Annotated in this window: 25 protein-coding genes and 3 pseudogenes; 12 read left to right on the top strand and 16 right to left on the bottom strand. The window is 41.9% G+C overall.

What is annotated here, in order from left to right; translation table 11 throughout:
• Entirely contained in the window at positions 1-3,165 is a 3,165-nt protein-coding gene (cypB, locus tag AC0C66_RS06235) for a bifunctional cytochrome P450/NADPH--P450 reductase CypB (RefSeq protein ID WP_072181745.1), read from the top strand.
• Positions 3,166-3,407: 242 nt separating this feature from the next.
• Here the strand turns inward: cypB and AC0C66_RS06230 are convergent, their stop codons facing one another.
• The 5 genes from AC0C66_RS06230 to AC0C66_RS06210 all read right to left on the bottom strand — a co-directional run bounded on the left by AC0C66_RS06230 (position 3,408) and on the right by AC0C66_RS06210 (position 8,242).
• Complete coding sequence (locus tag AC0C66_RS06230; RefSeq protein WP_087986813.1) at positions 3,408-3,704, bottom strand: YrhK family protein; 297 nt, start codon at positions 3,702-3,704, stop codon at positions 3,408-3,410.
• Between the two features lie 121 nt (positions 3,705-3,825).
• Positions 3,826-5,742 (bottom strand): acyltransferase family protein, encoded by a 1,917-nt coding sequence (locus AC0C66_RS06225; protein ID WP_088679370.1) that lies wholly within the window; start codon positions 5,740-5,742, stop codon positions 3,826-3,828.
• Between the two features lie 112 nt (positions 5,743-5,854).
• A complete protein-coding gene (rsiV, locus tag AC0C66_RS06220) occupies positions 5,855-6,712 on the bottom strand; it encodes an anti-sigma-V factor RsiV (protein ID WP_088679369.1) in 858 nt (285 codons plus the stop codon).
• Positions 6,712-7,212 carry an RNA polymerase sigma factor SigV gene (gene sigV, locus AC0C66_RS06215; RefSeq protein ID WP_072183454.1) on the bottom strand — a complete coding sequence of 167 codons (501 nt, stop codon included), beginning with the start codon at positions 7,210-7,212 and terminating at the stop codon, positions 6,712-6,714. Before sigV ends, rsiV begins: the two co-directional genes overlap by 1 nt.
• A gap of 202 nt (positions 7,213-7,414) precedes the next feature.
• On the bottom strand, positions 7,415-8,242 hold the full coding sequence (locus tag AC0C66_RS06210; RefSeq protein WP_072183453.1) for a TrmB family transcriptional regulator: 828 nt from the start codon (positions 8,240-8,242) through the stop codon (positions 7,415-7,417).
• 151 nt (positions 8,243-8,393) lie between these two features.
• On the opposite strand from AC0C66_RS06210, the gene AC0C66_RS06205 reads away from it, so the two are divergent.
• Positions 8,394-9,026 (top strand): LysE family transporter, encoded by a 633-nt coding sequence (locus AC0C66_RS06205; RefSeq protein WP_061186646.1) that lies wholly within the window; start codon positions 8,394-8,396, stop codon positions 9,024-9,026.
• 135 nt (positions 9,027-9,161) lie between these two features.
• Here AC0C66_RS06205 and AC0C66_RS06200 read toward each other — a convergent pair whose 3' ends face one another.
• Positions 9,162-10,550 (bottom strand): amino acid permease, encoded by a 1,389-nt coding sequence (locus AC0C66_RS06200; RefSeq protein ID WP_072183452.1) that lies wholly within the window; start codon positions 10,548-10,550, stop codon positions 9,162-9,164.
• Between the two features lie 241 nt (positions 10,551-10,791).
• On the opposite strand from AC0C66_RS06200, the gene AC0C66_RS06195 reads away from it, so the two are divergent.
• From AC0C66_RS06195 to AC0C66_RS06160, 8 genes and pseudogenes are all read left to right on the top strand, one after another.
• On the top strand, positions 10,792-11,091 hold the full coding sequence (locus AC0C66_RS06195; protein ID WP_240509977.1) for a hypothetical protein: 300 nt from the start codon (positions 10,792-10,794) through the stop codon (positions 11,089-11,091).
• A 396-nt stretch (positions 11,092-11,487) separates the two neighbouring features.
• Positions 11,488-14,295, top strand: a complete 2,808-nt coding sequence (gene levR, locus AC0C66_RS06190) for a transcriptional regulator LevR (protein ID WP_072183451.1) — start codon at positions 11,488-11,490, stop codon at positions 14,293-14,295.
• Positions 14,296-14,484: 189 nt separating this feature from the next.
• Positions 14,485-14,925, top strand: a complete 441-nt coding sequence (levD, locus tag AC0C66_RS06185) for a PTS fructose transporter subunit IIA (protein ID WP_014114574.1) — start codon at positions 14,485-14,487, stop codon at positions 14,923-14,925.
• Complete coding sequence (levE, locus tag AC0C66_RS06180) at positions 14,925-15,413, top strand: PTS fructose transporter subunit IIB (RefSeq protein ID WP_014114573.1); 489 nt, start codon at positions 14,925-14,927, stop codon at positions 15,411-15,413. Before levD ends, levE begins: the two co-directional genes overlap by 1 nt.
• A gap of 16 nt (positions 15,414-15,429) precedes the next feature.
• Positions 15,430-16,239, top strand: coding sequence for a PTS fructose transporter subunit IIC (gene levF, locus AC0C66_RS06175; RefSeq protein ID WP_014114572.1), 810 nt, complete (start codon positions 15,430-15,432; stop codon positions 16,237-16,239).
• Between the two features lie 21 nt (positions 16,240-16,260).
• On the top strand, positions 16,261-17,088 hold the full coding sequence (levG, locus tag AC0C66_RS06170) for a PTS fructose transporter subunit IID (protein ID WP_014114571.1): 828 nt from the start codon (positions 16,261-16,263) through the stop codon (positions 17,086-17,088).
• Between the two features lie 84 nt (positions 17,089-17,172).
• Positions 17,173-17,316: pseudogene (locus tag AC0C66_RS06165) on the top strand (hypothetical protein).
• A complete protein-coding gene (locus AC0C66_RS06160) occupies positions 17,249-19,276 on the top strand; it encodes a glycoside hydrolase family 32 protein (protein WP_072183450.1) in 2,028 nt (675 codons plus the stop codon). The pseudogene AC0C66_RS06165 and the gene AC0C66_RS06160 overlap by 68 nt, the downstream one beginning before the upstream one ends.
• A gap of 48 nt (positions 19,277-19,324) precedes the next feature.
• Here the strand turns inward: AC0C66_RS06160 and yraA are convergent, their stop codons facing one another.
• The 4 genes and pseudogenes from yraA to AC0C66_RS06140 form a co-directional block, all read right to left on the bottom strand.
• Entirely contained in the window at positions 19,325-19,834 is a 510-nt protein-coding gene (gene yraA / locus AC0C66_RS06155) for a cysteine protease YraA (protein WP_014114569.1), read from the bottom strand.
• Between the two features lie 150 nt (positions 19,835-19,984).
• Positions 19,985-21,034, bottom strand: a complete 1,050-nt coding sequence (locus AC0C66_RS06150) for an NAD(P)-dependent alcohol dehydrogenase (RefSeq protein WP_072183449.1) — start codon at positions 21,032-21,034, stop codon at positions 19,985-19,987.
• A gap of 216 nt (positions 21,035-21,250) precedes the next feature.
• The gene (locus AC0C66_RS06145) at positions 21,251-21,646 is read right to left on the bottom strand and encodes a cupin domain-containing protein (RefSeq protein WP_238528880.1); all 396 of its coding nucleotides are present in this window, start codon (positions 21,644-21,646) and stop codon (positions 21,251-21,253) included.
• A gap of 45 nt (positions 21,647-21,691) precedes the next feature.
• Positions 21,692-21,985: pseudogene (locus AC0C66_RS06140) on the bottom strand (carboxymuconolactone decarboxylase family protein); the annotation flags it as partial.
• Positions 21,986-22,174: 189 nt separating this feature from the next.
• Here AC0C66_RS06140 and adhR point away from each other — a divergent pair.
• Both adhR and AC0C66_RS06130 read left to right on the top strand, forming a co-directional pair.
• Positions 22,175-22,579 (top strand): aldehyde stress transcriptional regulator AdhR, encoded by a 405-nt coding sequence (adhR, locus tag AC0C66_RS06135; RefSeq protein ID WP_014114566.1) that lies wholly within the window; start codon positions 22,175-22,177, stop codon positions 22,577-22,579.
• A gap of 64 nt (positions 22,580-22,643) precedes the next feature.
• Complete coding sequence (locus AC0C66_RS06130) at positions 22,644-22,910, top strand: MerR family transcriptional regulator (protein ID WP_461845625.1); 267 nt, start codon at positions 22,644-22,646, stop codon at positions 22,908-22,910.
• 360 nt (positions 22,911-23,270) lie between these two features.
• Here the strand turns inward: AC0C66_RS06130 and AC0C66_RS06125 are convergent.
• From AC0C66_RS06125 to AC0C66_RS06100, 6 genes and pseudogenes are all read right to left on the bottom strand, one after another.
• Positions 23,271-23,471 (bottom strand): annotated as a pseudogene (locus tag AC0C66_RS06125) (helix-turn-helix domain-containing protein); the annotation flags it as partial.
• 77 nt (positions 23,472-23,548) lie between these two features.
• Positions 23,549-23,848 (bottom strand): spore coat protein, encoded by a 300-nt coding sequence (locus AC0C66_RS06120; RefSeq protein ID WP_003226009.1) that lies wholly within the window; start codon positions 23,846-23,848, stop codon positions 23,549-23,551.
• 15 nt (positions 23,849-23,863) lie between these two features.
• Positions 23,864-24,061: a hypothetical protein gene (locus AC0C66_RS06115; RefSeq protein WP_003226012.1), complete on the bottom strand. Its 198-nt coding sequence runs from the start codon at positions 24,059-24,061 to the stop codon at positions 23,864-23,866.
• Between the two features lie 19 nt (positions 24,062-24,080).
• The gene (locus AC0C66_RS06110) at positions 24,081-25,217 is read right to left on the bottom strand and encodes a zinc-dependent alcohol dehydrogenase (RefSeq protein WP_072183446.1); all 1,137 of its coding nucleotides are present in this window, start codon (positions 25,215-25,217) and stop codon (positions 24,081-24,083) included.
• 18 nt (positions 25,218-25,235) lie between these two features.
• On the bottom strand, positions 25,236-25,604 hold the full coding sequence (locus AC0C66_RS06105) for a spore coat protein (RefSeq protein ID WP_072183445.1): 369 nt from the start codon (positions 25,602-25,604) through the stop codon (positions 25,236-25,238).
• A 17-nt stretch (positions 25,605-25,621) separates the two neighbouring features.
• Positions 25,622-25,867 carry a hypothetical protein gene (locus AC0C66_RS06100; RefSeq protein ID WP_061186636.1) on the bottom strand — a complete coding sequence of 82 codons (246 nt, stop codon included), beginning with the start codon at positions 25,865-25,867 and terminating at the stop codon, positions 25,622-25,624.
• Positions 25,868-26,157 lie beyond the last annotated feature (290 nt).

The raw sequence follows: 26,157 nt of genomic DNA, 5'->3' as shown, positions 1-26,157 counted from the left end.
ATGAAACAGGCAAGTGCAATACCTCAGCCCAAAACATACGGACCTTTAAAAAATCTTCCGCATCTGGAAAAAGAGCAGCTTTCTCAATCCTTATGGCGGATAGCCGATGAATTGGGGCCGATTTTCCGTTTCGATTTTCCAGGGGTGTCCAGTGTTTTTGTATCCGGCCACAATCTTGTGGCTGAAGTGTGTGATGAAAGCCGCTTTGACAAAAACCTTGGCAAAGGCTTGCTAAAGGTGCGCGAATTCGGCGGAGACGGCTTATTTACAAGCTGGACGCACGAACCGAATTGGCAAAAAGCCCACCGCATTTTGCTGCCGAGTTTCAGTCAAAAAGCGATGAAAGGCTATCATTCTATGATGCTGGATATCGCAACCCAGCTGGTTCAAAAATGGAGCCGGCTTAATCCTAATGAAGAAATTGATGTAGCGGACGACATGACCCGTCTGACGCTTGATACGATCGGGTTATGCGGGTTTAACTATCGCTTCAACAGCTTTTACCGTGATTCTCAGCATCCGTTTATCACCAGTATGCTCCGTGCCTTAAAAGAGGCGATGAATCAATCGAAAAGACTGGGCCTGCAAGATAAGATGATGGTGAAAACGAAGCTGCAGTTCCAAAAGGATATAGAAGTCATGAACTCCCTGGTCGATAGAATGATAGCGGAGCGAAAAGCGAATCCGGATGAAAACATTAAGGATCTTTTATCACTCATGCTTTATGCCAAAGATCCTGTAACAGGTGAAACGCTCGATGATGAAAACATTCGATACCAAATCATAACGTTTTTAATTGCAGGGCATGAAACAACAAGCGGTTTGCTTTCCTTTGCGATTTACTGTCTGCTTACACATCCGGAAAAACTGAAAAAAGCGCAAGAGGAAGTGGATCGCGTGTTAACGGATGACACGCCGGAATATAGACAAATCCAGCAGCTGAAATACATTCGGATGGTTTTAAATGAAACACTCAGGCTGTATCCAACAGCTCCGGCCTTTTCTCTCTATGCCAAGGAAGATACTGTTTTAGGCGGGGAATATCCGATCAGTAAAGGGCAGCCTGTCACCGTTTTGATTCCGAAACTGCACCGGGATCAAAACGCTTGGGGAGAGGATGCAGAAGATTTTCGTCCGGAACGGTTTGAAGACCCTTCGCGTATTCCTCACCATGCGTATAAGCCGTTTGGAAACGGGCAGCGTGCTTGTATCGGCATGCAGTTTGCTCTACAAGAGGCGACGATGGTTCTCGGTCTTGTATTAAAGCATTTTGATGTGATGAACCATACTGGATACGAACTGAAAATCAAAGAGGCATTAACGATCAAACCGGATGAATTTAAGATTACTGTGAAACCGCGGAAAACAGCGGCAGTCAATGTACAGAGAAAAGAACAGGCTGACATCAAAACAGAAACGAAGCCAAAAGAAACAAAGCCTAAACACGGCACCCCATTACTCGTTCTTTACGGCTCGAATCTTGGGACAGCAGAAGGAATAGCCGGTGAACTGGCTGCTTACGGCCGCCAGATGGGTTTTACAGCCGAAACGGCGCCGCTTGATGATTATATCGGCAAGCTTCCAGAACAAGGCGCAGTCGTCATCGTTACGGCTTCTTATAATGGGGCGCCGCCTGATAATGCTGCAGGCTTTGTAGAGTGGCTGGAAGGGCTTGAGGAAGGACAATTGAAAGGTGTCTCTTATGCGGTATTCGGCTGCGGAAACCGGAGCTGGGCCAGCACGTATCAGCGGATTCCCCGCCTGATAGATGACATGATGAAAGCAAAGGGGGCATCACGTTTAACAGCGATTGGGGAAGGCGATGCCGCCGATGATTTTGAAAGCCATCGCGAGTCGTGGGAAAACCGCTTCTGGAAGGGAACGATGGAATCATTTCATATAAACGAAATAGCTCAGAAAGAAGACAGGCCTTCATTATCAATTACTTTTCTCAGTGAAGCGACGGAAACGCCGCTTGCCAAAGCATATGGCGCGTTTGAAGGGAATGTTTTAGAGAACCGGGAGCTCCAGACGGCTGATAGCCCGCGTTCCACCCGCCATATTGAATTGCAGATTCCTGACGCCAAAACATATAAGGAAGGCGATCATATCGGCATATTGCCAAAAAACAGCCAGAAGCTTGTTCAGCGGGTCCTCAGCCGATTCGATTTGCAGTCCAATCATGTGATGAAAATGAGCGGCGGCTCTCATATGGCTCATCTTCCGATGGATCGGCCGATCAAAGTGACGGATTTATTGGCGTCCTATGTGGAGCTGCAGGACCCGGCTTCAAGGCTTCAGCTGCGGGAGCTGGCTTCTTATACAGTCTGTCCGCCGCATAAAAAAGAGCTGGAACAGCTCGTTTCAGATGATGGCATTTATAAAGAGCAGGTATTGGCAAAACGTCTTACCATGCTTGATCTTTTAGAGGATTATCCTGCCTGCGAAATGCCGTTTGAGCGTTTTTTAGCACTTTTGCCATCACTAAAACCGAGATATTATTCCATTTCAAGCTCACCGAAAGTCCATGCCAATATCGTGAGCATGACAGTAGGCGTTGTTAAAGCCTCAGCCTGGAGTGGGCGAGGCGAATACCGGGGCGTCGCCTCTAATTATTTAGCAGAGCTGAATACAGGTGATGCAGCAGCCTGTTTCATCCGAACGCCGCAATCCGGATTCCAGATGCCAGATGACCCTGAAACGCCTATGATTATGGTCGGGCCAGGTACAGGAATTGCGCCATTCAGGGGCTTTATTCAGGCAAGATCTGTTCTGAAGAAGGAAGGAAGCACACTTGGTGAAGCTCTTTTATACTTCGGCTGCCGTCGCCCCGATCATGATGATCTTTACAGAGAAGAGCTGGATCAAGCGGAACAGGATGGTTTGGTAACAATCCGCCGATGCTACTCACGCGTCGAAAACGAATCAAAAGGATATGTCCAGCACTTGCTCAAACAAGATACGCAGAAATTGATGTCGCTCATTGAAAAAGGGGCTCACATTTACGTATGCGGTGATGGATCGCAAATGGCTCCTGATGTAGAGAATACTTTGCGTCAGGCATATGAAGCTGAAAAAGGAGCAAGTCAGGAAGAATCTGCCGATTGGCTGCAAAAGCTGCAAGATCAAAAACGTTATGTAAAAGACGTTTGGACAGGAATGTAATAAAAAATCAAATCCCGCCATCAATTAGATTGGCGGGATTGCTTTGCATGTGAGAAAACCGGCACGATAATGAAATCTACTGAAAAGGATGTTATAGGGAGTATCGTGCCGGCCTTATTGTTAATATCGTCACACAGGGACAAAAGTTTAGGTTTTTTGCCTTATTTTTAAATTAAATAGTCTAAAAGTCTTGTTTTTGTGATTTGCACATCTTTTTTTGGTGTTTTGTTCTCGCCTATTCCTCAAGATGAGCCATCTGTTGTAGAGCGATGTTTAAATTGGCGTTCCACATGTTTTCGGTAATGAAAGTCATGAATCAGCCGAATCGTGGGCCTGATTAACAGCAGCAAGCTCCCAATCGCAAACAGCCATATCCCTGCCGACATTAATTGGTCATAAAAAAAGAAAAGGCTCCCGACGAGAAACAAAGCACCAATGATAAAATCGTTTACGGTATAAAGAATCTTGTATTGTTTTTTGAAAAAAAGTTCGTATCGTTGCAGTTCTTTTTTGATGTCATGTTCTTCATTAGCTGCCACTGTCATCCCTCCATTCTATTTTGGCTTACCCTCACGTAAACGACATGTAAACATAAGAATTGCCTTGGGAAATGGAGGGGTCAGAGAATGATCAACAATGTTTTTAAATAGGACTTCTTTTTTACAAAGACGATTCCATCGCCTCAACAATAAGACCAGTCAAAGCTTTAGCCCCTTGAGGAACCAAGTGTACGCCATCAGGTGTAAAGTATTCTGGATGCTGAAGAGCTTCTGTATGCCAGTCAACTAACGTAACATTTTTATGTGCGCTTGCCTGGTGCTTCAAAGATTCATTTACCTTGCTTTCCCATTGGCGGGGGACCCGTGTATTGACAAGGTAGATATGAGCTTTTGAGAAAGCTTGAAGCAATTGTTCAATTTGGCTGTCTGTAAAGTAACCATTGGTTCCCAGCTCAATGATAACAGCTTTGTTCGGCTGATTAAAAGACTTGTATTCCTTTGTGAGCTCCAAAGCTTGAGACATTTGTCTCCCCACCTTTCCATCAATCGTAACATGTGAAAGTGACTGCCGAAGGTGTGAGGCAATATCAAGCATGACGGAATCTCCTATAGCTAACACTTCTTTGTCAGAGTCTGCGGGTTCTTTCTCCTGCTGAGATTGCATGTCTTTATTTTTGCTAGTCTCTTGTCCATTATTTTTGTTTTCCTTTTGATCTTGATGGGAGTCTGTTGTCTTTTGTTCAGCATTGTTTTCCTTGTCTTTATCGACTGCAGCATTCTTTCTGTCCTCAGAAGCCTGGCTGGTATCAGCGTTTGTTTCTTGTGAGCTATACGTCCATTTGGTGGGGTGCTTTTGCTCTCCGGCTAGTCCAGACAGCCCTCCCGCAAAAATAAGTACAGCGAGAATGACGAAACCAATTGACATTTTACTGAGGACAGTTGTCGTTTTCCATTCCCTGATTCTATGTATAAAAACGCGGCGGAAAAAGAATCTAAATCCCTGTGTTCGTATCGGCTTCTCAATAAAATGATAGGATAGCTCGGCGAGTATAAATGTAACAATAACCTTTAGCACGATATGCCAAAAAACAGGGTTTCCGATTTCTTGAACTGGCGTGCTTAACACAATAACAGGGTAGTGCCAAAGATAAATACCGTAAGACCTCGTTCCAAGCCAACGAAGCGGCCTCCATGAAAGCAGATTGCCTAAAAAGCTGCTCGGATGGCATACACATGCAATAAGGATTGCGGCAATCAAGCCAATCAAAAGCATTCCGCCTCTGTAAAGAAAAGGCTCATATTCATCTGTGAAATAGACACATAACACTAAAATACAAAACGCCGAAAGTTCAGTAGCGTGCAAAGTGTGCTTCAGTTTGTTTGACAGCCTGTTGGAAGACAGTCTTTTCATAGGCCAAACCAAAGCCAAGGCACATCCGATGAGAAGCTCAAACGACCGAGTATCTGTACCGTAATACACGCGGCTCGGATCTGCGCCGGGTTCATACAATATGCTCATCATCACGGCTGAACAAAGCGCAAGCAATGATACCACCGCCGCCAATCTGGCACGGCTTTTAAATATGTACATCCCAACAACCAAGAACATCGGCCATATCATATAAAATTGTTCTTCAATCGCCAGCGACCAAAGATTTTTTAAAGGTGATGGGGAACCGAAACTATCAAAATATGATAGTTTGTGAAAAATAAACCACCAATTACTTATATAAAAGAGAGAAGAAATGGCATCTCCGCGTACAGTATGCAATAGTTCCCTATCAAACAATACAACCCAAATAACAGCAGAAAAGATCATAAGGTAAGCCGCTGGCAGAAGCCGCCGAATTCGGCGCACCCAAAAATCCCGAAAATCAAGACTGATATCATTTCCATGTGCCGGCAATAGAATAGATGTAATTAAATAGCCGGATAAAACAAAAAAGATATCAACTCCAATGAAGCCGCCGTTAGCCCAATTGAGGTTTAGGTGATAAGCGATAACTGACAGGACGGCAAAAGCCCGAAGGCCATCGAGTCCAGGGATGTATCGATGATGTTGTGTCTTGTGATACATGGGTATTCCTCCAATAGTGTGCAGATATTCTCGTTGTTTTTGATAGCTAGGTTACGATCTCACTTAGAGAAGAGAGAAAACATCCATCATATGAGTTGGATGTTTTTTTATATTATCGAACGTAACGATCTCCCACGAGCAAGCTTGATATGACGCTTGTTGGAATTTCAAACTCGGTAACGCCCATATAGCCGGGAGCGACTTCATATTCATCAAATGAGATCACAAGTTTATGGTCTTCATTAATATAAAACGTTTGATCAGGAAGAATTTTTTTGAATGGTTCTGCATCTTCTTCAGTGAGCCAATAGATTTTATTTGGATCTTCCTTCATTTGCTGTTTCATTTGTTCTTTGATGTTTTGGCTGATGACGTTGATATAGCGTTCATCTTTGAATAAGCTTTTTAATGTCAGTAAGATATCATTCTTTTTGTCAATTGTGATATAACGGCTTTGGGTGTAAGATGATGCTTGTGTTTTTTCAATATCTCGCCGGATAGAGAGTAAATCTGGCGTATCTGTCACTGTCTCGTAATCACTATAGATGCTGAGATGCCCTTTTTTGTTTTTGGATGTGGACTGTATAAATTCCTTGTACAGCTGCTTGCTTTCTTTCAAGTATTTCTGGTTAATGCTGTTTTCAAGCTCTTTATTAGAAAGTCCGGACAGAGCAGGTGTTTTGACATCGATGCTCGATTGATCTTTCTCTTCTTTGATCTCAATAAAAGTGATGGCTTTGACAATCTTGCCGATGACAGGGATTCTCGCCATCGCTTGAGCTGCGTCAGGGTTGATGTTAACAAGTGCAGTGAATAAAATAGCCGCCGCGACAGCTGCCGATGTCGGCCACATGACGATTCTTTTCTTTTTTGGTTCTTGCTGAAGGGCTTTTTCAACAATGATATCAAGTTCTTTAGGAATCTGAACATTTTTATATTCTTCTCTTAACTGCTGCAATCTCTTATCCATTAAGAAAGATCCTCCTTCGTCAACTGAATGCGCATCAGCTTCAATGCTCTGTAGAGGCGCGTTTTGACGGTATTCGTGTTTTCTCCTGTAATTTCCGCAATTTCTTCTAATTTGAGGTCTTCAAAAAAACGCAAAATAATAATGGTTTTATAGCGGTACGGCAATTCGTCAAGCGCTTCATGGAGATCAGTATCCTTGTAATGGTCTTCCTTTCCTTTGCTTAAAAACTCTATCGTTTCGTCATCCATCACTTTTACCTTTTTTTGTTTGCGCAAAAAATCAATAGCTGTCCGTACTAAAATTTTATAAAACCAGCTTTTTATCGTCTCAGGGTTTCTAACCGTTTCTACTGAGCTCAGCGCTTTTTTTATAGATTCCTGAATAATATCTAATGCGTCATCTTGATTTTTCACATAACTGAAAGCCAACCTGTAGAAATCTTGCTTATGATCAGTTATGCATGTGACAAGCAACGCTTTTGTTGTTTGTTTTTTCTTCATTGCAATAAAGGGCTCCTTTTTGAATATACGTATATCATAGGCTGTTACCTAGGATAGACGCGGAAGGCTGAAAAATAGTTTGCGCAGAATCGCATTTTTTTAAAAGAAATGATCAGAGGGGGAGGAGCCTAAAAACTTTGTAGAAAGGAATGCATAAAAAAACATGACTTGTATCAACAAGCCATGTTTTTGTACTATTGCTCTATTCCAAATAATGTTTTTTGAAATCTGAGTGGATAGAAAATTTGCGGCGTAACAGAATGAGATTTTCTCCAAAGCTTTCTTCTAAAAGCCCTCTATGCTTTTTCAGAATTTCCATGAGGTACAGATCATGAATAATCACTTCAGTTATAGGCATGACTAAACCTACATGCATTGTCCATGCAGCACGGCTGTCGTTGCCAAGAGAGACGATACCTGCTACCACTTCTGAATCATCCCCGCTATAGACAAGCCACCGTCCGTCATACTCTTCTGTAATTTCACTGCTCATATCATGAAGGTAAACAGTAGCAAAATCAGATACGATGTCTCCGTACGCAATAATGGTGACAATGACACCTTGATTTGCCGCCTGTTTTAGCTCTGATTCTATCTCATCAAAATCCTCTTTCCATATTTCTAAGAGGATTCTTTTTTTGGCAGATAAGATACAAGCCTTCACCTTTTCAAGAATTTCATTGCGTCCGGTGATATTCCAGATATTTTCCCGGTCATTTGCAGTCTGCTCGAATTTTTCAAAGTATTTCTCAGCCTGATCAAAATGCTCTTCCGCTTTGAGCCGGCGGTTTTTAATCAGTTCTTTAGCGGGTACAGGGACATATTGAGGCGTATTTCCATGACTTACAAAAACATCTCCTCTAATGACAAGGCTTTCCAGGACTTCATAAATTTTAGAACGGGGCACTCCGGATTTTTTGGCGACGGCATAGCCTGTTAAAGGTGATTCTTGCAATAAAGCAAGATATGCTTTTGATTCATATTCGGTAAAATTGAGGTTTTTTAAAATGTCTAACATATTTTCTTTCATATATCCTCCAATATAAAGAGCAATCGCTGCCTTTGTAATCGCTATTTTAACAAACCATATTGATTTATTCCAAACCCATTGATACAATTTTATGAGTAGTTACTTTTGTAGTCACTATATGTTGTTAGGATTTTTTAAAGGGGGAGAAGAAATGCACAGCTTACTCACATACATACCGATAGCTGCCATGATGGTTATTTTACCGGGTGCAGATACAATGCTTGTGATGAAAAATACCCTTAGATACGGCGCAAAGGCTGGCCGTTATAACATTCTTGGATTAGCAACAGGACTTTCCTTTTGGACCGTTATCGCCATTTTAGGTTTATCAGTCGTTATTGCAAAGTCGGTGTTTCTTTTCACAACGATCAAATATTTGGGAGCAGCGTACTTAATTTATTTAGGTATCAAAAGTTTTTTTGCCAAAAGCATGTTTTCTATAGATGACATGCAATCCCAAGCAACAACTGCGGGAAATTCTCCGAAACGTTATTATAAAACTTCCTTTATGCAAGGATCACTTAGTAACATTCTCAATCCTAAAACTGTTTTGGTTTATGTTACAATCATGCCCCAATTTATCAATCTGAAGGGGAATATAAACCAGCAGCTCATCATTTTAGCTTCAATCCTAACCTTATTAGCGGTGTTATGGTTCCTCTTTCTCGTTTATATTATTGATTTCGCAAAAAAATGGATGAAAAACTCGAAGTTCCAGAAAGTGTTTCAAAAAATAACCGGAATGATATTAGTAGGTTTTGGCATCAAAACTGGTTTGAGTTAATATTCGAGGTGATACGCCTAAATGAAGTAAACGATTTTAGAGGCCAAATAAAAGCTGACATTTCATATTCAAGCTTAGCTTAATGTCTGACCCATACAAAAAAGACAAGGGAGTGAGTATCCCTTGTCTTTTTTATTATTTCATCTTATATCCTCTGCGGGTTTGCACCTTATATAAAATAATCAATAAAACAAACCAGACCGGAGTGACAAACAAAGCAACACGTGTATCATTCGCCAGTGCCAATACGACAAGAACGAACGCGAGAAATGCGAGTGTTAAGTAGTTGGATAATGGGTAAAAAGGCATTTTAAATTTGTTTGTTTTCGCTTCATCCTGCCTTGTTTTTCGATATTTCAAATGGCAAATCACCGTGATGCCCCAAATAAAAATGAAACATATTGTAGAAACACTTGTAATCAGTGTAAAGACTTGCTCGGGCATTATATAATTCAGGCTGACGCCAATTAGAATGGCGATGGTTGAAAAGAACAGCGCATTACTTGGAACTTTAGAAGAAGTCAATTTCTTCAATAATCCAGGTGCGTGATGATCCTTGGCTAGAGAATAGACCATGCGGCTTGTGCTGAATAAAGCGCTGTTAGCCGCTGATGCCGCTGATGTTAATACAACAAAATTGATCATACTGGCAGCGGCAACGATGCCTACAACAGAAAAGACTTGAACAAATGGGCTTTCATTTGGGTTCAAAACATTCCAAGGGTAGATACACATAATGACAAAAAGTGCGCCGACATAAAAAAGTAAAATCCGGGCAGGGATTTGATTGATGGCTTTAGGGATCACTTTTTGGGGATTTTCTGTTTCACCTGCTGTCAGTCCAACAAGTTCAATTCCCACAAAAGCGAAGACAACCATTTGGAATGAAAGGATAAATCCATGCCATCCATTTGGAAACATGCCGCCGTGTTTCCAAAGATTCGTGAGGCTGGCTGAGCCGGAAGCTGTGGAAAAACCTTTCGCAATCAAGAAAATACCAGTTACGATAAGAGCCAGTATGGCAATGACTTTGATCAATGCAAACCAGAATTCTAATTCTCCGAAAAGTTTAACGGTGGCAAGATTCATGATCAGCAGGATGATAAGCGCAAGAAGACCCGGCAGCCATTGAGGCACATCGGGAAGCCAATATTGCGTATAAATGCCGACCGCGGTTAAATCAGCCATCGCGAGAGAAATCCAGCAGAACCAGTAGGTCCAGCCAGTGATAAACGCTGCCATGTTGCCTAAATAGTCCCTTACAAAATCAACGAAAGAGTGATATCCCGTATTTGATAAGAGCAGTTCTCCTAGCGAACGCATAATGAAAAAGCAAAAGACTCCAGTGATCAAGTAAGCAAATAAAATGGATGGTCCCGCAAAGTGAATGGATTTTCCTGAGCCTAAGAATAAACCTGTCCCGATTGCACCCCCAATCGCCATTAATTGTATATGCCTGTTTTTAAGGCCTCTAGACAATTTTTGCTGTTGTCCAAAATTGTCTTTGTTAGAATTGCCTATCAATTTTGTTTTCCTCCAATAATAAAAGATGAATAAAGTTTTATCGGATATTATACCATCTAAGAGAATACAATGTTTGATTTTTAAATTTTAAAAATATAATTTTCATTTGCTTGTGCGTAAAGGTGCCAAATGTCTCCCGAAGAATATGCTTATCACAAAAGATTTTTATCAATCATTCGGTTTTGACTCAGTCAAGAATCCTTATACAAACATAGAAATCACGAAAAAACAGTGGGTCCATATGGAAGATCTATTTTTTCAATGGATATCTCCTTATCTATCAACTTTCGGCCAAACAGTTGTTACGCCATTTTTAAGTAATGACTGGGAGGGAGGATGTCATCTGGACGATATGATGGATGATGAGTTTGCTGAGGTTTATGAAGAATATAAGGCTTTTTTAATAGATAACGATTTGTATGATCATACGCCCACTTTGCTTGAAAACAGCAGGGGATATCAAATCGATCATATCGGTGATTTTTCAATCCTGGGCAAAGATGGCTGCAAGAAATCATCATTATTTATTCTTTTATCGTGAATCACTGTGGCGGACACATAGAGTGTCCGGCATTTTTTTGTTTTCAATTGATGTCATGTCTAGTGGGAATGTATTTTGAGAAAAATGTCCTGATCTATTAGATTTATTTTCTGTCATTCGGGATTTTTCCATCATTACGTTCCTGAAGAATGATAAACTGTTTACTGATTATTACTTTGGAAGGAGCACAGCCTTGAAGAACTGCGAATCTAAAATACTAATATCAAACATAAATAATTTGAAGTGATAAACACATAGGCATAAAAGGTCAGTATGTCAATCTGCTATAAAGACCTTTCTGGAAGTGCATCAATAGATAATCTCAAGGCTGTCTGTCATAAAGATTCGGAATATTCTTGTTAAGGGCTTATCTAATAAGGGCAAAGGATGATAGACGTGAAAAGAATAGATAAAATATACCATCAGCTCATGCATAATTTTCATGACTCCAGCTTAGATCAACTTTTAAAAGTACAGGGGAATTCAGCAAAGGAAATTGCTGAGCAGCTGAAAATGGAGCGGTCCAATGTCAGTTTTGAATTGAACAATCTCGTCCGATCTAAAAAGGTCATAAAAATTAAAACGTTTCCTGTGCGATATATCCCAGTCGAAATAGTGGAAAGGTTATATAACAAGAAATGGGATACAGAGATGATGGAAGTGAAAGGCCTGGAGCTGTTTTCCGGGAATCCAAAACAGAATCCTCAAAACATTTCCACGAATCCTCTAGAGCTTATGATTGGGGCAAAAGGCAGCTTGAAGAAAGCAATCTCCCAGGCAAAGGCAGCTGTCTTTTATCCGCCGAACGGTCTGCATATGCTCCTCTTAGGGCCAACAGGTTCCGGTAAATCCCTTTTTGCAAACCGGATTTACCAGTTTGCCATTTACTCTGACATTTTGAAGACCAGTGCTCCATTTATTACATTTAACTGTGCAGATTACTACAACAATCCTCAATTATTGCTTTCTCAATTATTCGGACACAAAAAAGGCTCATTTACAGGTGCCGGCGAGGATAAAGCTGGTTTAGTCGAACAGGCCAATGGAGGGATTCTTTTTATGGATGAAATCCATCGTCTCCCTCCTGAGGGACAAGAAATGCTGTTTTATTTTATTGACAGCGGTTCTTATAACCGGCTTGGAGAATCTGAACATAAACGAACATCAAACGTATTGTTTATTTGCGCCACTACAGAAAATCCGAGTTCTGCACTTTTAAAAACATTTTTGCGAAGAATCCCAATGACTATTCATATTCCTTCGCTTGAAGAACGATCGCTTAAAGAAAGAGTGGATTTGACGACGTTTTTATTAGGAAAAGAAGCAGAGCGAATTAAGAAAAATCTGAGTGTGCACATAGATGTCTATAATGCGCTTATTCATTCTGCAAAATTCGGGAATGTGGGACAGCTGAAATCAAATGTCCAGTTAGTTTGTGCACACGGGTTTTTGCACAACCTTGACAGAAATGAGGTTATTGAACTGACTGTTCGGGATCTGCCGGATGAAATCAAGCAAGACTGGATGTCCAGCAGCAAAAACATGCAAAGAAGCAAAGCGATTTCTGAATATGTAAATATCACAACGATCATCTCTCCGATTGTAGAAGATGAAACAACAAAAATTGACGAAGATCTCTCATTTAACTTGTATCATTTGATCGAGGAAAAAGTGAAAACCCTCATGAAAGAAGGGTTATCTAAAAAGGATATTAATCAATACATCTTGACTGATATCCATTTGCATGTCAGAAGTTTTTTTCAGCATCGGGCGTTTCAAAAGGACAGCCTGCTGACATTCGTTGAAGATGACGTGATTCAAATGACCAAACAGTTAAAAGAAATAGCTGAACATGAGCTGGATTGCACATTTGACCGTAAATTTATTTATTTCTTGAGTATGCATATTGACGCATTTTTAAAGCGCGGTAAGCAAATTGATGTTTTAAACACACAGGAGACTGATGAAATCCGTGATACTCATGTGAAGGAATATCGGGTGGCGATGATTTTTAAAGATAAAATTCAGGAATATTTTAAAGTGGCTATTCCGGAAATAGAGGTCATCTACTTAACGATGCTGATTCACTCCATTAAATCGTTAAAAGAGAACAAAAGGGTCGGTATTATCGTGGCTGCACATGGAAATAGCACGGCGAGTTCAATGGTTGAAGTTGCGACAGAACTGTTAGGAAGCACTCCAATTGCAGCAGTTGATATGCCGCTTTCTGTTTCACCTTCGGACATTATCGAATGCGTAGCGGAAAAAATGAAACAGGTTGACGAAGGCGAAGGTGTTTTAATGCTGGTAGACATGGGGTCACTTGCAATGCTGGAGAGCAAGCTGGAGGAAAAAACAGGCATTGCTATCAAAACAATCAGCAATGTTACGACCTCAATGGTGCTGGATGCTGTCAGAAAGGTGAATTATTTGGATTTGAATTTGTATGCGATCTATCAATCGGTCACGAAGGATTTTATTGAATTATGGGAGCGGCAGCCAGCAGCATCTGGCAAAAAGAAAGCACTGGTCTCCATCTGCACGACAGGCAGCGGAACGGCCAAAAAGCTGGAAGACATCCTGACCACGATCGTAAACAAAGCCTCCGATACCCCGATTCACATATTGACCGTTTCATCTATTAAATTGGCAAACCGGATAAAAGAAATCGAAAAAGAGTATGAGATCCTTGCGACAGTCGGAACGAAAGACCCTAAAATCAATGCTCCGCATGTATCTTTAGAAGTGTTAATTGAAGGGGAGGGAGAGAAGCTGATTCAACAGGCGATTACCAAAGGCAGCATCCCCTTGAGCAATGGATTGAACGAAGCAAATATCATTGTCAGAGAGCTTTGTGAGGATAGCTTAAAAAAGTACCTTGTCTTCTTGAACCCCCACCATATTATCGAAATGTTATTAGAGTGGCTGCAAACTGTTCAGGATGAGCTGGGAGCCATATTCAATAATGCAGTTTTGATCAAAGTCATCATGCATACGGCGTTCGCCTTTGAAAGGGTGATTAAGCAGAATCCGATTGCTTTCTCAGAGGAAGAAGAAATAAATGATCAGATGAAAGAAATGGTGAATGTGACAGAGCGGACATTAGCGCCATATGAACAAAAGCTTGGACTTCGCATAAGTGATGATGAAAAATTATTTATAGCCGCCATCTTCGCTGAAGAAGTGCATGGCCAGCTGTTTTAAAAGCAGTTTTTTAATGTGAACCTGTATTAAATGGAACGTCATTTTAATACAGGTTTATTTTTTTGATTCCAAGTGTTTCAACAACAGACTATCATTGGCTGAAAACTTAATGAAAACGCTTAACACAACTTTGTTGGCACGATCCTTGCATTATATATGGATGTACAAAACAGGAAAGGAGCAATGTATATGATTTCAGTTATTATCAGTGGTCATGGAGATTTTCCCATAGCATTAAAAGAGTCTTCAGGGATGATATTCGGTGAAGAAAATAACCTGCTTGCAGTGCCGTTTTTTAAAGGGGAAGGCATTCAAACGCTGCAAGAAAAATATCGTCAGGCGCTCAAGGACATTCCGGAAGAAAATGAAGTGCTTTTTTTAGTCGATATTTTTGGAGGAACGCCATATAACGCGGCAGCTTCTTTCATTGCTGAGGATCAAAGAATGGATATGGCAGCCGGTGTAAACCTGCCGATTCTGCTGGAGGTATTAAGCCTGAGAGAACATCTGACACTTAAAGATTTGCTGAACAACTTAAAAGCAATGAGCCAGCAAAGCTTTCAAGTGTGCAGTGAACATTTAGAAAAAGTAAAAACTGCCAATCAGGAAACAAGAGAGGATGAATTGTAATGAACATTGTGTTAGCCAGAATTGATGACCGCTTTATTCACGGCCAAATCTTGACAAGATGGATTAAAGTCCATGCAGCAGACCGAATTATCGTTGTCTCCGATGATGTTGCACAGGACGAAATGAGAAAAACGTTGATCCTTTCTGTTGCACCTTCAAATGTAAAGGCTAGTGCCGTTTCGGTTTCAAAAATGGCAAAAGCGTTTCATAGTCCGCGCTATGAAGGAGTAACGGCAATGCTCTTGTTTGAAAATCCGTCCGATATTGTATCTCTTATTGAAGCAGGTGTGCCGATCAAAACCGTAAACGTCGGGGGAATGCGTTTTGAAAATCATCGCAGGCAAATCACAAAATCAGTCAGCGTCACAGAGCAAGATATAAAGGCGTTTGAAGCATTAAGTGACTTGGGCGTGACACTGGAATTGAGGCAGCTGCCTTCAGATGCCAGCGAGGATTTTGTACAGATTTTACGGAACGTAACAAAATAATCAAGGGGATGAGAATATGTCTTCATTACAAATTATTTTGTTGTTAATTATTGCAGCAATCACCGGCATCGCAAGTGTATTGGATGAAGGGCAGACACACCGGCCGCTTGTGGCCTGCACGCTAGTTGGCTTGGTCCTCGGGGACTTAAAAACAGGAATTATTCTCGGAGGCACACTAGAGCTGATGGCGCTGGGCTGGATGAACGTCGGCCTTGCCATGGCGCCTGATACAGCGATTGCCTCTGTCATCTCAACCATTTTAGTTATTACCGCTGATCAGGGAATTGGCGAAGGCATCGCCGTCGCTGTTGCTTTGGCAGCTGCGGGGCAGGCGCTGACTATTTTTGTGCGGACGATCACTGTCTTTTTCATTCACCGCGCTGATCAATACGCAAAAAAAGGGAATATAAAAGGAATTGAAATTATGCATATTACCGCGATGGTGTTTCAAGCGCTGCGCGTAATGATACCGACATTAATTGTCGCATTGATCAGTGTCAGCGCTGTTCAGGCGTTCTTGGGCAATATCCCGGATGTCATTACAAAAGGGCTGCAAATAGGCGGAGGCATTATCGTTGTTGTCGGATATGCCATGGTAATCAATATGATGAATATTCCTTATTTAAAGCCATTTTTCTATATAGGTTTCTTATTGGCAGCGTTTACCGATTTTAACTTAGTAGGGTTTGGAGCACTTGGTCTCTGTCTGGCGCTTTTATACCAGCAGGTGATGCAAAAACATAACGCGCACGGAGCAGTCGCCGCCGCATCAGACAGTGGCCATGTGGCTGTTTATGATGACGATGATGATGACCTTGATGCCTAAACCATAAGGGGGGATGAAAAAATGGAGAAAGAAAAAAGATTAACGAAAAAAGAAATTTTCAGCATGTTTATTCGTTCGAATTTTTTGCTCGGCTCCTTTAACTTCGAACGTGTGCAGGCCATGGGATATTGCTATGTCATGATTCCGGCGATCAAAAAACTGTACGGACCCGGAGCGAAAAGAAACGAAGCCTTGCAGCGGCATTTGGAATGGTTTAATACACATCCGTGGCTGACTGCGCCTATATTTGGCGTGACGGCAGCCATGGAAGAAGAAATGGCGAACAATAAAGGAATTGATGGAAAAGCAATAAGCGGAATGAAAATAGGTTTGATGGGCCCGATAGCGGGTGTAGGCGATCCGATTTTCTGGGGAACGATTCGTCCGGTCTTAGCTGCGTTAGGGGCATCCCTTGCTTTAGGAGGAAACATTGCCGGCCCTTTGCTATTCTTTTTCTTGCTGAACGCCATAAGATTAAGCACAAAATATTACGGGTTAAAGTATGGCTATGTGAAAGGAATGGAGATTCTGCAGGATTTAGCGGGGAATCGCATTCAAAAGCTTACAGAGGGTGCTTCGATTCTCGGGTTATTTGTAATGGGGGCTCTCGTTTCCAAATGGACCACGATCAACATTCCAATCGTTGTGTCCAGGATTAAGGATGAAAGTGGAAAAGTGGATGTTCAAACCGTACAAAATGTGTTAGACAGCATTATGCCGGGTGCGCTGCCTCTAGGGTTAACGTTATTGGTGGCATGGATGCTGCGCAAAGGGGTGAATCCTCTTCTCATTATTTGCGGGATCTTTATTATCGGGATTCTTGGATATTGGGCTGGATTCTTAGCATAAGCTGTGTGATGTAAGAAAGAAGAGGGAAACTGCAGCACTCCATCATATAGTCAATCATTCGGATAACAGAGAAACAGAGGAGAATTGCCAGAAACGGATCAACTTGTGCAGCAGTCTCTCTTGTAAATGTTCAAACATGAAGAGAGGAGCGAAGGAACAAATGAAAAAGAGACTTATTCAAGTCATGATCATGTTCATCCTGCTGTTGACTATGGCATTTCCGGCTGAGGCAGCCGATTCAAGCTACTATGACGAGGATTATCGTCCTCAATATCATTTCACGCCGGAAGCAAACTGGATGAATGATCCAAACGGGATGGTATATTATGCTGGAGAATATCACTTGTTCTATCAATACCATCCATACGGGCTTCAGTGGGGCCCCATGCATTGGGGGCATGCCGTGAGCGAAGATTTGGTTACGTGGAAGCACCTTCCTGTTGCGCTGGCTCCGGATGACAAAGGCACGATCTTTTCAGGAAGCGCAGTTGTAGACAGGAATAACACAAGCGGTTTTCAGACAGGCAAAGAGAAGCCGCTAGTGGCTATTTATACACAGGATCGAGAAGGCCATCAAGTGCAGAGTATCGCCTATAGCAATGACAAAGGAAGAACGTGGACGAAATACGCTGGCAACCCTGTCATTCCAAACCCGGGAAAAAAAGATTTTCGCGATCCAAAAGTCTTTTGGTATGAAAAAGAAAACAAGTGGGTGATGGTGCTTGCGGCCGGAGACCGAATCCTCATTTATACGTCCAAAAATCTGAAGCAGTGGACGTATGCAAGTGAATTTGGACAGGGGCAAGGAAGTCATGGGGGAGTATGGGAGTGCCCGGATTTGTTTGAGCTTCCGGTAGACGGCAATCCGAATCAAAAAAAATGGGTGATGCAGGTCAGTGTCGGAAACGGAGCGGTTTCGGGAGGATCAGGCATGCAATATTTCATAGGGGACTTTGATGGAACTCATTTTAACAATGAAAATCCGTCAGACAAAGTTCTCTGGACGGATTACGGCAAAGACTTTTATGCGGCTGTATCCTGGTCTGATATTCCATCCTCAGACGGCCGGCGGCTTTGGTTAGGCTGGATGAGCAATTGGCAATATGCGAATGATGTTCCTACATCCCCATGGAGAAGTGCAACCTCCATTCCAAGAGAGGTGAAATTGAAAACGCTTACTGGAGGAGTGAGGATCGTCCAAACACCAGTAAAAGAGCTGCAAACCATTCGCGGGACCTCTAAGAGGTGGAAGAATCAGACCATATCGCCCGCAAGCCAAAATTTGTTAGCAGGCCTATCTGGAGATACGTATGAATTACATGCAGAATTTCAAGTGACCCCAGGTTCAGCAACTGAATTTGGTTTTAAAGTCCGAACAGGCAGAAATCAATTTACAAAAGTCGGCTATGATCAAAAGAACGCCAAACTGTTCGTTGACCGGAGCGAGTCGGGGAACGTCACCTTTAATCCGACCTTTAACACCGGAAAACAAACAGCTCCGCTGAAACCGGTAAATGGAAAGGTAAAGATGCGCATTTTTGTCGACCGCTCTTCAGTTGAAGTATTTGGGAATGACGGACAGCAGGTCATAACCGATATCATTCTCCCGGATAGATCTAGCAAGGGTCTTGAATTATTTGCTGCAAATGGCAGTGTAAAGCTAAAATCTTTAACGATATATCCTTTAAAAAAGGTGTGGGGAACGTCACCTTTTATCTCAAATTTGACTGATTGGACGAATGTAAATGGCACGTGGGCCGACACAATTGAGGGGAAACTAGGGAGATCGGACGGCGATTCCTTTATCATGTCTTCAGCATCCGGATCTGACTTCACCTATGAATCTGATATTACCATTAAGGATGGAAACGGAAGAGGAGCAGGAGCGCTTATGTTCCGCTCTGACAAAGATGCCAAAAACGGTTATCTTGCCAACGTGGATGCGAAGCATGACCTAGTGAAATTCTTTAAATTTGAGAACGGTGTCGCTTCTGTTATTGCCGAATACAAAACGCCGATAGACGTAAATAAAAAGTATCATCTGAAAACGGAAGCTCAAGGCGATCACTTTAAAATCTATTTAGATGACCGTCTTGTGATCGATGCAAATGATTCCGCATTCTCAGAAGGTCATTTTGGCTTAAATGTGTGGGATGCGACTGCTGTCTTTCAGAATGTAAACAAATAGTCTTAACTTGAAAAAAGGCACAGACCTAAACAGTCTGTGCCTTCTCGTTTATTTCAACAAATTTAATGATTCGCGGTTAAATGCTTCCAAATCATCAGGTGTTCTGCTTGTAACAATGTTGTGGCTGACGACTACTTCTGCATCTTTGTAGTTTGCGCCGGCATTGATTAAATCTTTGCGGATGCTGCGGTAGCCTGTGATATCTTTGCCTTTCAGAAGATCCGTATCAATCAATACTTGCGGACCGTGGCAAATAGCGAAAACAGGCTTTTCATTTTCGACAAACGCTTTCGCAAATTCTCCCGGACGATCATCTGCACGAAGCAAATCTGGAGAGAATCCCCCAGGAATTAAAAGTGCATCAAATTCATTAGCATCCACATCTGAGATTGCTTTTTCGATCTTCACTTTCTCGCCATGCTTACCGGTAACTTCTTTGCCGGCTTCCAAATCGATAGCTACGACACTGTAGCCAGCTTCTTCGTATGCTTTTACCGGACTTGTATATTCGATATCTTCGAATTGGTCTGTAACGAGAACTGCAATTTTTTTGCTCATATCAAAAACCTCCTATAACCTCTTTATGCCCATAGAATAACAGGAAGATTGACCGGCCTTCAAACCATTTGCTTAAGGAGATCGTTTTTCGTGAATTTCCAGTAAATAAAAGCGGGTCAGCCCATTTAAGGACTAACCCATTTTTTAGACTTACAATGTGGAAATATCAATCACAAATCGATAACGGACATCACTTCGGAGGATACGTTCGTATGCTTCGTCCACTTGGTCAGCGCGGATGACTTCGATTTTAGGTGCGATGCCATGCTCAGCAGCGAAATCAAGCATCTCTTGAGTTTCTGCAATTCCGCCGACAAGAGAACCTGCAAGGCTGCGGCGTCCCATGATTAAAGAAAACACACTGTATGTGTCCTGCTCAGCAGGTGCTCCGACATTTACAAGTGTTCCGTCTATACGAAGCATTGATAAATAGGCGTCTACATCAAGATTCGCGGATACTGTATTTAAGATCACGTCAAACCGCCCGGCCAATGCAGTGAATGTAGCTGGGTCGCTAGTTGCAAAGTAATGATCTGCCCCAAGTTCCAGAGCTTCCTCTTTTTTATTCATGGAGCGGCTCAGGACGGTTACCTCTGCACCCATCGCATGTGCAAATTGAATTGCCAAATGTCCAAGACCTCCAACTCCTACAATGGCAACCTTTTTACCAGGCCCAACATTCCAGTGTTTCAGCGGGGAATACGTTGTGATACCTGCACACAACAGCGGACTGGCAACATCCATTTCCAAACTGTCTGGAATTCGGACAACAAATCTCTCAGTGACAACGATTTTTTGGCTGTACCCGCCATACGTCGGATTTCCATCGTAGTCTAATGAGTTGTAAGTCTGCACAACACCCTTTGTGCAGAACTGTTCCTCACCGCTGAGACAGTATTCGCATTCTCCGCAGGAGTCAACAAAACAGCCGACACCAACTCGGTCCCCGACAGCAAACTTGGTAACTTCTGCTCCAACGGCTGTTACGACACCGGCTATTTCATGTCCGGGTACCATGGGGAAGATGCCCCCGCCCCATTCATCAAATGCACTATGGATGTCTGAATGGCAAATACCGCTGAATTGAATATCAATTAAGACATCATGCGGCCGTAATTCTCTTCGTTCAATCGTCGTTTGCTCAAATTTGGCTTTTGCATGTGATACGCTTAATACACGGGTATGATGTTGATTACACATATGAACCTATCCTTTCTTCATCATAAGTGCTGTGAATAAAAACATGCACTTATTTAAGTTTTATCGTGTCTTCAACATAACGATAAACCTTAAAGTCCGCTTTAAGGCAAGGATTTTTTGAAAAAATCTCATCTTAAAATGAATCTCATATGATCGGCTTGGTTGAACCCTTATAGTAAAATCGCACCGAATTATTTGATCCGAGGCGTACATTTTTTATAAGGTATGGTACAGGTCATCATGAACAGGCTCTAACCAATCCGTTGCCCCCGGCGTAATGGCTAAGTGCACAAACCAACTGTCTTTCGCCGCACCGTGCCAATGTGTTACATGGGGCGGAATATTTATGACATCTCCGGTTTTGAGTAATTGAGCTGGTTTTCCTTCTTCTTGATACCAGCCTTCACCGCCTGTCACTAACAAAACTTGCCCAATTTTATGAGAATGCCAGTAATTGCGGGCCCCCGGAGCAAAGGTGACATTCCCGATTGAAGCATTGAGAGGCGTCTCATCGGTAAATATCATTTGTAAATATGCATCCCCGGTAAAGTTCGCTTCAACTTTTTCACCTATCGGAAAGATTGTGCTATTGCTTAATTGATCAGATGTCATGTATTGACCTGTTTTCTTTTCATTTTTAAAGATGTCTTTTGCGATATGAAATGCTGACCAAGCTTTGGGCCATCCGGCATAAAACGAGAGGTGAGTGATGATTTCTGCAATTTCCTCTTTTGTTAATCCGTTTTCCTTCGCTTTTTGAAGATGCGGAGTCAATTGTTCGAAGCTTCCTCCAGCAATTAACGCAGAAACTGTAATCATGCTGCGATCCCGCGGAGACAGTTCTTCCTCTCTTGCCCAAATGTCACCGAACAGAACATCATCGTTTAGTTCAGCAAACTTTGGCGCGAATTCTCCTAGTAGATCTCGTCCAGCAGTTTGTTTTTTTGCCATTTAGCAATCCCTCCATCTAAACTGTTTTTTATTGCATGGTGAAGTATAGAGCTTAAAGTGTGCTTTAAGGCAAGCCCTGTATTTTTGAAAAAAAGATTTCAGCAGCTAAAACTTGTTTCTGCTTGACTTAAAGTTAACTTTAAGTGTTACCTTCAAAACATGCAGGACGAGGACAGAGAGGTGAAGAGTATGAATATTGCGCAGGTGGCAAAGCAGTTTGGCCTAACAGCTGCAACACTCAGATATTACGAACGTGTAGGATTGATCCCGCCGGTAAAACGAAAAGAAAGCGGCATTCGCGATTATGATGAAGAAGATATCAAATGGATTGAATTCATTAAATGCATGCGAAATGCAGGACTATCGATAGAAGCGTTAATTGAATATACAACGTTATTTACTGAAGGAGATCGTACGGTAGAAGCTCGCAAAAATATCTTGGCTGATGAAAGACAGCGGCTCATAGAGAAGCGGAAAGAAATTGATGAAACAATTAAAAGATTAGATACAAAAATTGACGATTATGATGGGAAATTGCGTGAAAATGAGGCTAAACTCAAAAGCAGGCCTAAAACGGAAAGTCTTCACGGATAAGTGATGCAAGATAGCATTCTTTGTGTCCGAGGGGGCAGGTTAAAAATAAGGATTTGATTTAAACTTGTTTCTCCGACAAGAAATGGATACCGAAAGAGGTGGTTATATTCCTTATTCGATTGGAGAATTTGCAAACATCATCAGTGTGACAACAAGTACACTAAGGTATTATGAAAAGGAAGGGCTCCTGAATCCTCATCGAAATGAGAATAATATACGGGAATTTACGGATCATGATATCGGCTGGGTGCGGTTTTTGCTCCATTTGAAAGATTCAGGAATGACGATGACAGAGCTAAAACAATATACAGCATGGGCGAGCAATGGGTGAGGAAACGATTCATGAGAGAATGCATTTACTTGAAAAGCGTAAGCACATGGTAGAAATAGAAATTCAAGCTTTACAGCAAAACCTGCAAGTTTAAACCGTAAGATTGAATTCTATAAGGACCAGATAAAGGGGGATCAATATGAGTTTGTCCTTTATCCAAATGAAGAGGAACAGTCATAAAAACAAATGGTTTAAGGCTGAAGGTGATTTTTAAAAATGATAATTCCCTTCAGCCTATTTTATTGTTTATTGATGAGAAGGAAACCAGCTTTTATATTTGACGTTAAGTCGAACGTTTACTTTAGCTATCAAAAAAACAGTTAGTATAGTTTATAAAAAATATAGATCCCCGTTGTTCATTTAGTCAGATTTTCCCCTCAGCCGTTTGATATCTTCTTTAGGCAGAAAACCAAACATGCGGGAGTATTCACGGCTGAATTGTGATGGGCTTTCATAGCCGACCCGGAATGCAGCATCTGCGGCATCTGTTGACTTCATGAATAACAGGCGTCTGGCTTCCTGCAATCTCAGCTGTTTTTGGAATTGAATCGGGCTCATGGCGATTCAACTTTTAAAAAACAGAAGCTGAGGGATAGTTGTGGTCAATCAATACTATTCCTCAGCAAATCAATGGTATGTTAAAGGGTTGGCAACTGAATCGCGGTTTCGATATTTTGTAAATTCAGCTTGACTTGTTCGTCTGTGTTCCAAGGATGGTACCAGCCCTTTTCCATCATATAGCTTGAGATTTGTTCGTGCATATCGAGGGCTTCCTCTAAATGCCGGGTAAGGATCTCTTTCACTTCAGGCGTTCCAGCTTCCGTTGCGGCCATCGCATAATTTCTGACTCCGTTTTTTGCTGCAATTAATAAGTCCATGGCAATGATTTGGTCTGTTAAAACATTCATGCCGGTCAGATATTCAATGATAGGATTCATTAATCATTCATCTCCTCATTCATGCTTTGCATTAGATAAAATAGAGGCAAATTCCTGTAGCTGCCGTGTGGTTGTGTCAACGTCTTGCTGCATGATTTCTTTAAGCTTCGGATCAGATACCAGCGCCTTCATTGTTTTGGATTTTGTTAAACAAAGTGTCTTAAATGCAGTCATTTCTTGGACCTCAAGCACTTCATGTAAGGCGTATTCCATTTCTGTCACCCCCGTTTTTTTAAGGTTTTAACACAACTTTTATACAATCATCCATTTTTGAATCGAAAATGTCATAACCATGCTTTGCTTCATTAAGCGGCAGGACATGGCTTACAACATCTCCAGGATCAATTTTACCCGTCGACACTAATTCAAACATGTATGGCATGTAGTGGATCACCGGAGCCTGTCCAGAGCGTATATTGATGTTTCGCTGCATGATATCACCTAACGGAAAACCGTTATATCTGCCGCCATACACTCCTGTAATTTGTATGGTTCCTCCTTTGCGAACGGCTTGGGAAGCAATGACCAATGCACTCATCGTTCCGCCATGAAGCTTTAATCCGCTGGCAAGGAACTCGAGGTCGCTCATTTTCCCATCCATCCCAACAGCGTCAATGACAACATCTGCTCCGCCTTTGGTGATTTCCTTCAAGTAACTCCCTGTATTCTCATGGTCTTCAAAATTAACGATTTCGACTTTGTTGGTTCGTTTGGCATGCTGTAAGCGATAGTTTACATAGTCAACTGCTATGACGCGTTTTGCGCCCTTTAGCCAACAAAACTTCTGGGCAAACAGGCCGACAGGTCCGCAACCGAGAACGATAACTGTATCACCGTCTTTTACCCCGGCGTTGTCAACACTCCAAAAGCCGGTGGTCATGGCATCGGCAATCACGCTTAATTTCTCATCGGGCTCCTCACAAGTTTCAGGAATTTTAAAATGGGTAAAATTCGCAAATGGCACTCTTAAATATTCAGCCTGCCCGCCTGGATAACCGCCAGTATGACCTGAATAGCCGAAATAGGCACCCATTTCTCCATTGTCATTAGATTGATCACATTGGCTTTCCAGTTGGTTTTTACAAAAAAAGCATTCACCGCAGGCGATCGTAAAAGGAATAATGACACGGTCACCTTTTTTCACCTTTGTAACCCCTGGCCCAACTTCTTCAACGATTCCCATTGGTTCATGGCCGATGACATAGTCTTCATGCAGATTGGGAATCAATCCATGGATTAAATGTAAATCTGATCCGCAAATGGCTGTACTGGTGACTTTTATAATCATGTCATCTGACTTTTCAATCTTTGGATCTGGCACATCTTTGACAACAACATTTTTAATGCCTTGATACGTTACTGCCTTCATGCTGTAAAACCTCCAGTGTTAGTGTTCATCAGGTGTCCGGTCAAACATCCCTTTTCGATTTGTTTCATCAGGAAAAAGGTTCATGTTGCCGACCATGATCGTGTTTTTTGCAGAGAGCTGATCCAGCTTATATTGTTCGCTCAGCTCATACGGATGGAACCATTTTTTGCTTATCATCAGTTCCGTAATCTCTTGGTGCATCGCGATTCCTTGCATCAGCTGCTTCCGCAACAAGGCTCTTACATCTGGTGAAGCGGTTTCAGTCAAAGCGACAGCAGTATTTCTCACGCCTTCTTTTGTTCGAATAAGAAAATCCATCGCAAATGTAGTGTCTGCAAGTTCAGGCACATGTAGCGAATTAATAGGGTCTAAGTGATCATGATTCAAAGGTGCTTACCTTCCTTTCAATTGATGATTGGCGTTGGGCGGCTTTGTGGGACAGGGGCCTGAAATGGGGCACGCTCATAAACCGCTTGTAAATCAGTAAGGTCTTGAATGGATTGCTGCACATCTTTTTGCATCAAGTCCTTAAGATCTTGGTCAAATACAAGTCCCTGCATCAACTTCGATTTCGCTATACAAAGTGTTTTAAAGTTAACGATTTCATGTAAGTCTACAGCCTCATGGGCAGCTAATGTTTGATGATCCATAGTGATTTAACCTCCTTTAATCAACGTTACATTTCCCGAAATTAGGGTGTAGCATACAGAAAGAACTTTTCTCCGCTAAAAATGACATATACGGAATGATCACAAGTCGCATTATTCTCATCAAGCACACAAAACGCTTATACACAGAGTTGTTTATCTAAACAGCTTCTGTTGCGCCGGTTAATGAAATGATCACAAAAAGTGTATAAAAGCCTTGTCTTATTAAAAATGGACAGGTCATATTTGCACATTCTGAAAATGCGAAATGTCACGTTTTTTTTGTCGAAAAC

The sequence above is a fragment of the Bacillus sp. VA13 genome (genome assembly GCF_055710085.1).
Note: the sequence above shows the minus strand (reverse complement) of the source record. Positions and strands in the feature narration are given on the sequence as shown.

Bases quoted from the DNA above. Each gene is read 5' to 3' on its own strand.
- AC0C66_RS06210 (WP_072183453.1), bottom strand. From the start codon at position 8,242: ATGAAAGAAAATATGTTAGACATTTTAAAAAACCTCAATTTTACCGAA.
- yraA (WP_014114569.1), bottom strand. From the start codon at position 19,834: ATGAGCAAAAAAATTGCAGTTCTCGTTACAGACCAATTCGAAGATATC.
- cypB (WP_072181745.1), top strand. From the start codon at position 1: ATGAAACAGGCAAGTGCAATACCTCAGCCCAAAACATACGGACCTTTA.
- AC0C66_RS06145 (WP_238528880.1), bottom strand. From the start codon at position 21,646: ATGACATCTGATCAATTAAGCAATAGCACAATCTTTCCGATAGGTGAA.
- rsiV (WP_088679369.1), bottom strand. From the start codon at position 6,712: ATGGATAAGAGATTGCAGCAGTTAAGAGAAGAATATAAAAATGTTCAG.
- AC0C66_RS06115 (WP_003226012.1), bottom strand. From the start codon at position 24,061: ATGGAATACGCCTTACATGAAGTGCTTGAGGTCCAAGAAATGACTGCA.
- AC0C66_RS06195 (WP_240509977.1), top strand. From the start codon at position 10,792: ATGGAAGATCTATTTTTTCAATGGATATCTCCTTATCTATCAACTTTC.
- AC0C66_RS06150 (WP_072183449.1), bottom strand. From the start codon at position 21,034: ATGTGTAATCAACATCATACCCGTGTATTAAGCGTATCACATGCAAAA.
- levE (WP_014114573.1), top strand. From the start codon at position 14,925: ATGAACATTGTGTTAGCCAGAATTGATGACCGCTTTATTCACGGCCAA.
- adhR (WP_014114566.1), top strand. From the start codon at position 22,175: ATGAATATTGCGCAGGTGGCAAAGCAGTTTGGCCTAACAGCTGCAACA.
- AC0C66_RS06205 (WP_061186646.1), top strand. From the start codon at position 8,394: ATGCACAGCTTACTCACATACATACCGATAGCTGCCATGATGGTTATT.
- levF (WP_014114572.1), top strand. From the start codon at position 15,430: ATGTCTTCATTACAAATTATTTTGTTGTTAATTATTGCAGCAATCACC.
- AC0C66_RS06120 (WP_003226009.1), bottom strand. From the start codon at position 23,848: ATGAATCCTATCATTGAATATCTGACCGGCATGAATGTTTTAACAGAC.
- AC0C66_RS06100 (WP_061186636.1), bottom strand. From the start codon at position 25,867: ATGGATCATCAAACATTAGCTGCCCATGAGGCTGTAGACTTACATGAA.
- AC0C66_RS06225 (WP_088679370.1), bottom strand. From the start codon at position 5,742: ATGTATCACAAGACACAACATCATCGATACATCCCTGGACTCGATGGC.
- AC0C66_RS06160 (WP_072183450.1), top strand. From the start codon at position 17,249: ATGAAAAAGAGACTTATTCAAGTCATGATCATGTTCATCCTGCTGTTG.
- levD (WP_014114574.1), top strand. From the start codon at position 14,485: ATGATTTCAGTTATTATCAGTGGTCATGGAGATTTTCCCATAGCATTA.
- levG (WP_014114571.1), top strand. From the start codon at position 16,261: ATGGAGAAAGAAAAAAGATTAACGAAAAAAGAAATTTTCAGCATGTTT.
- sigV (WP_072183454.1), bottom strand. From the start codon at position 7,212: ATGAAGAAAAAACAAACAACAAAAGCGTTGCTTGTCACATGCATAACT.
- AC0C66_RS06110 (WP_072183446.1), bottom strand. From the start codon at position 25,217: ATGAAGGCAGTAACGTATCAAGGCATTAAAAATGTTGTTGTCAAAGAT.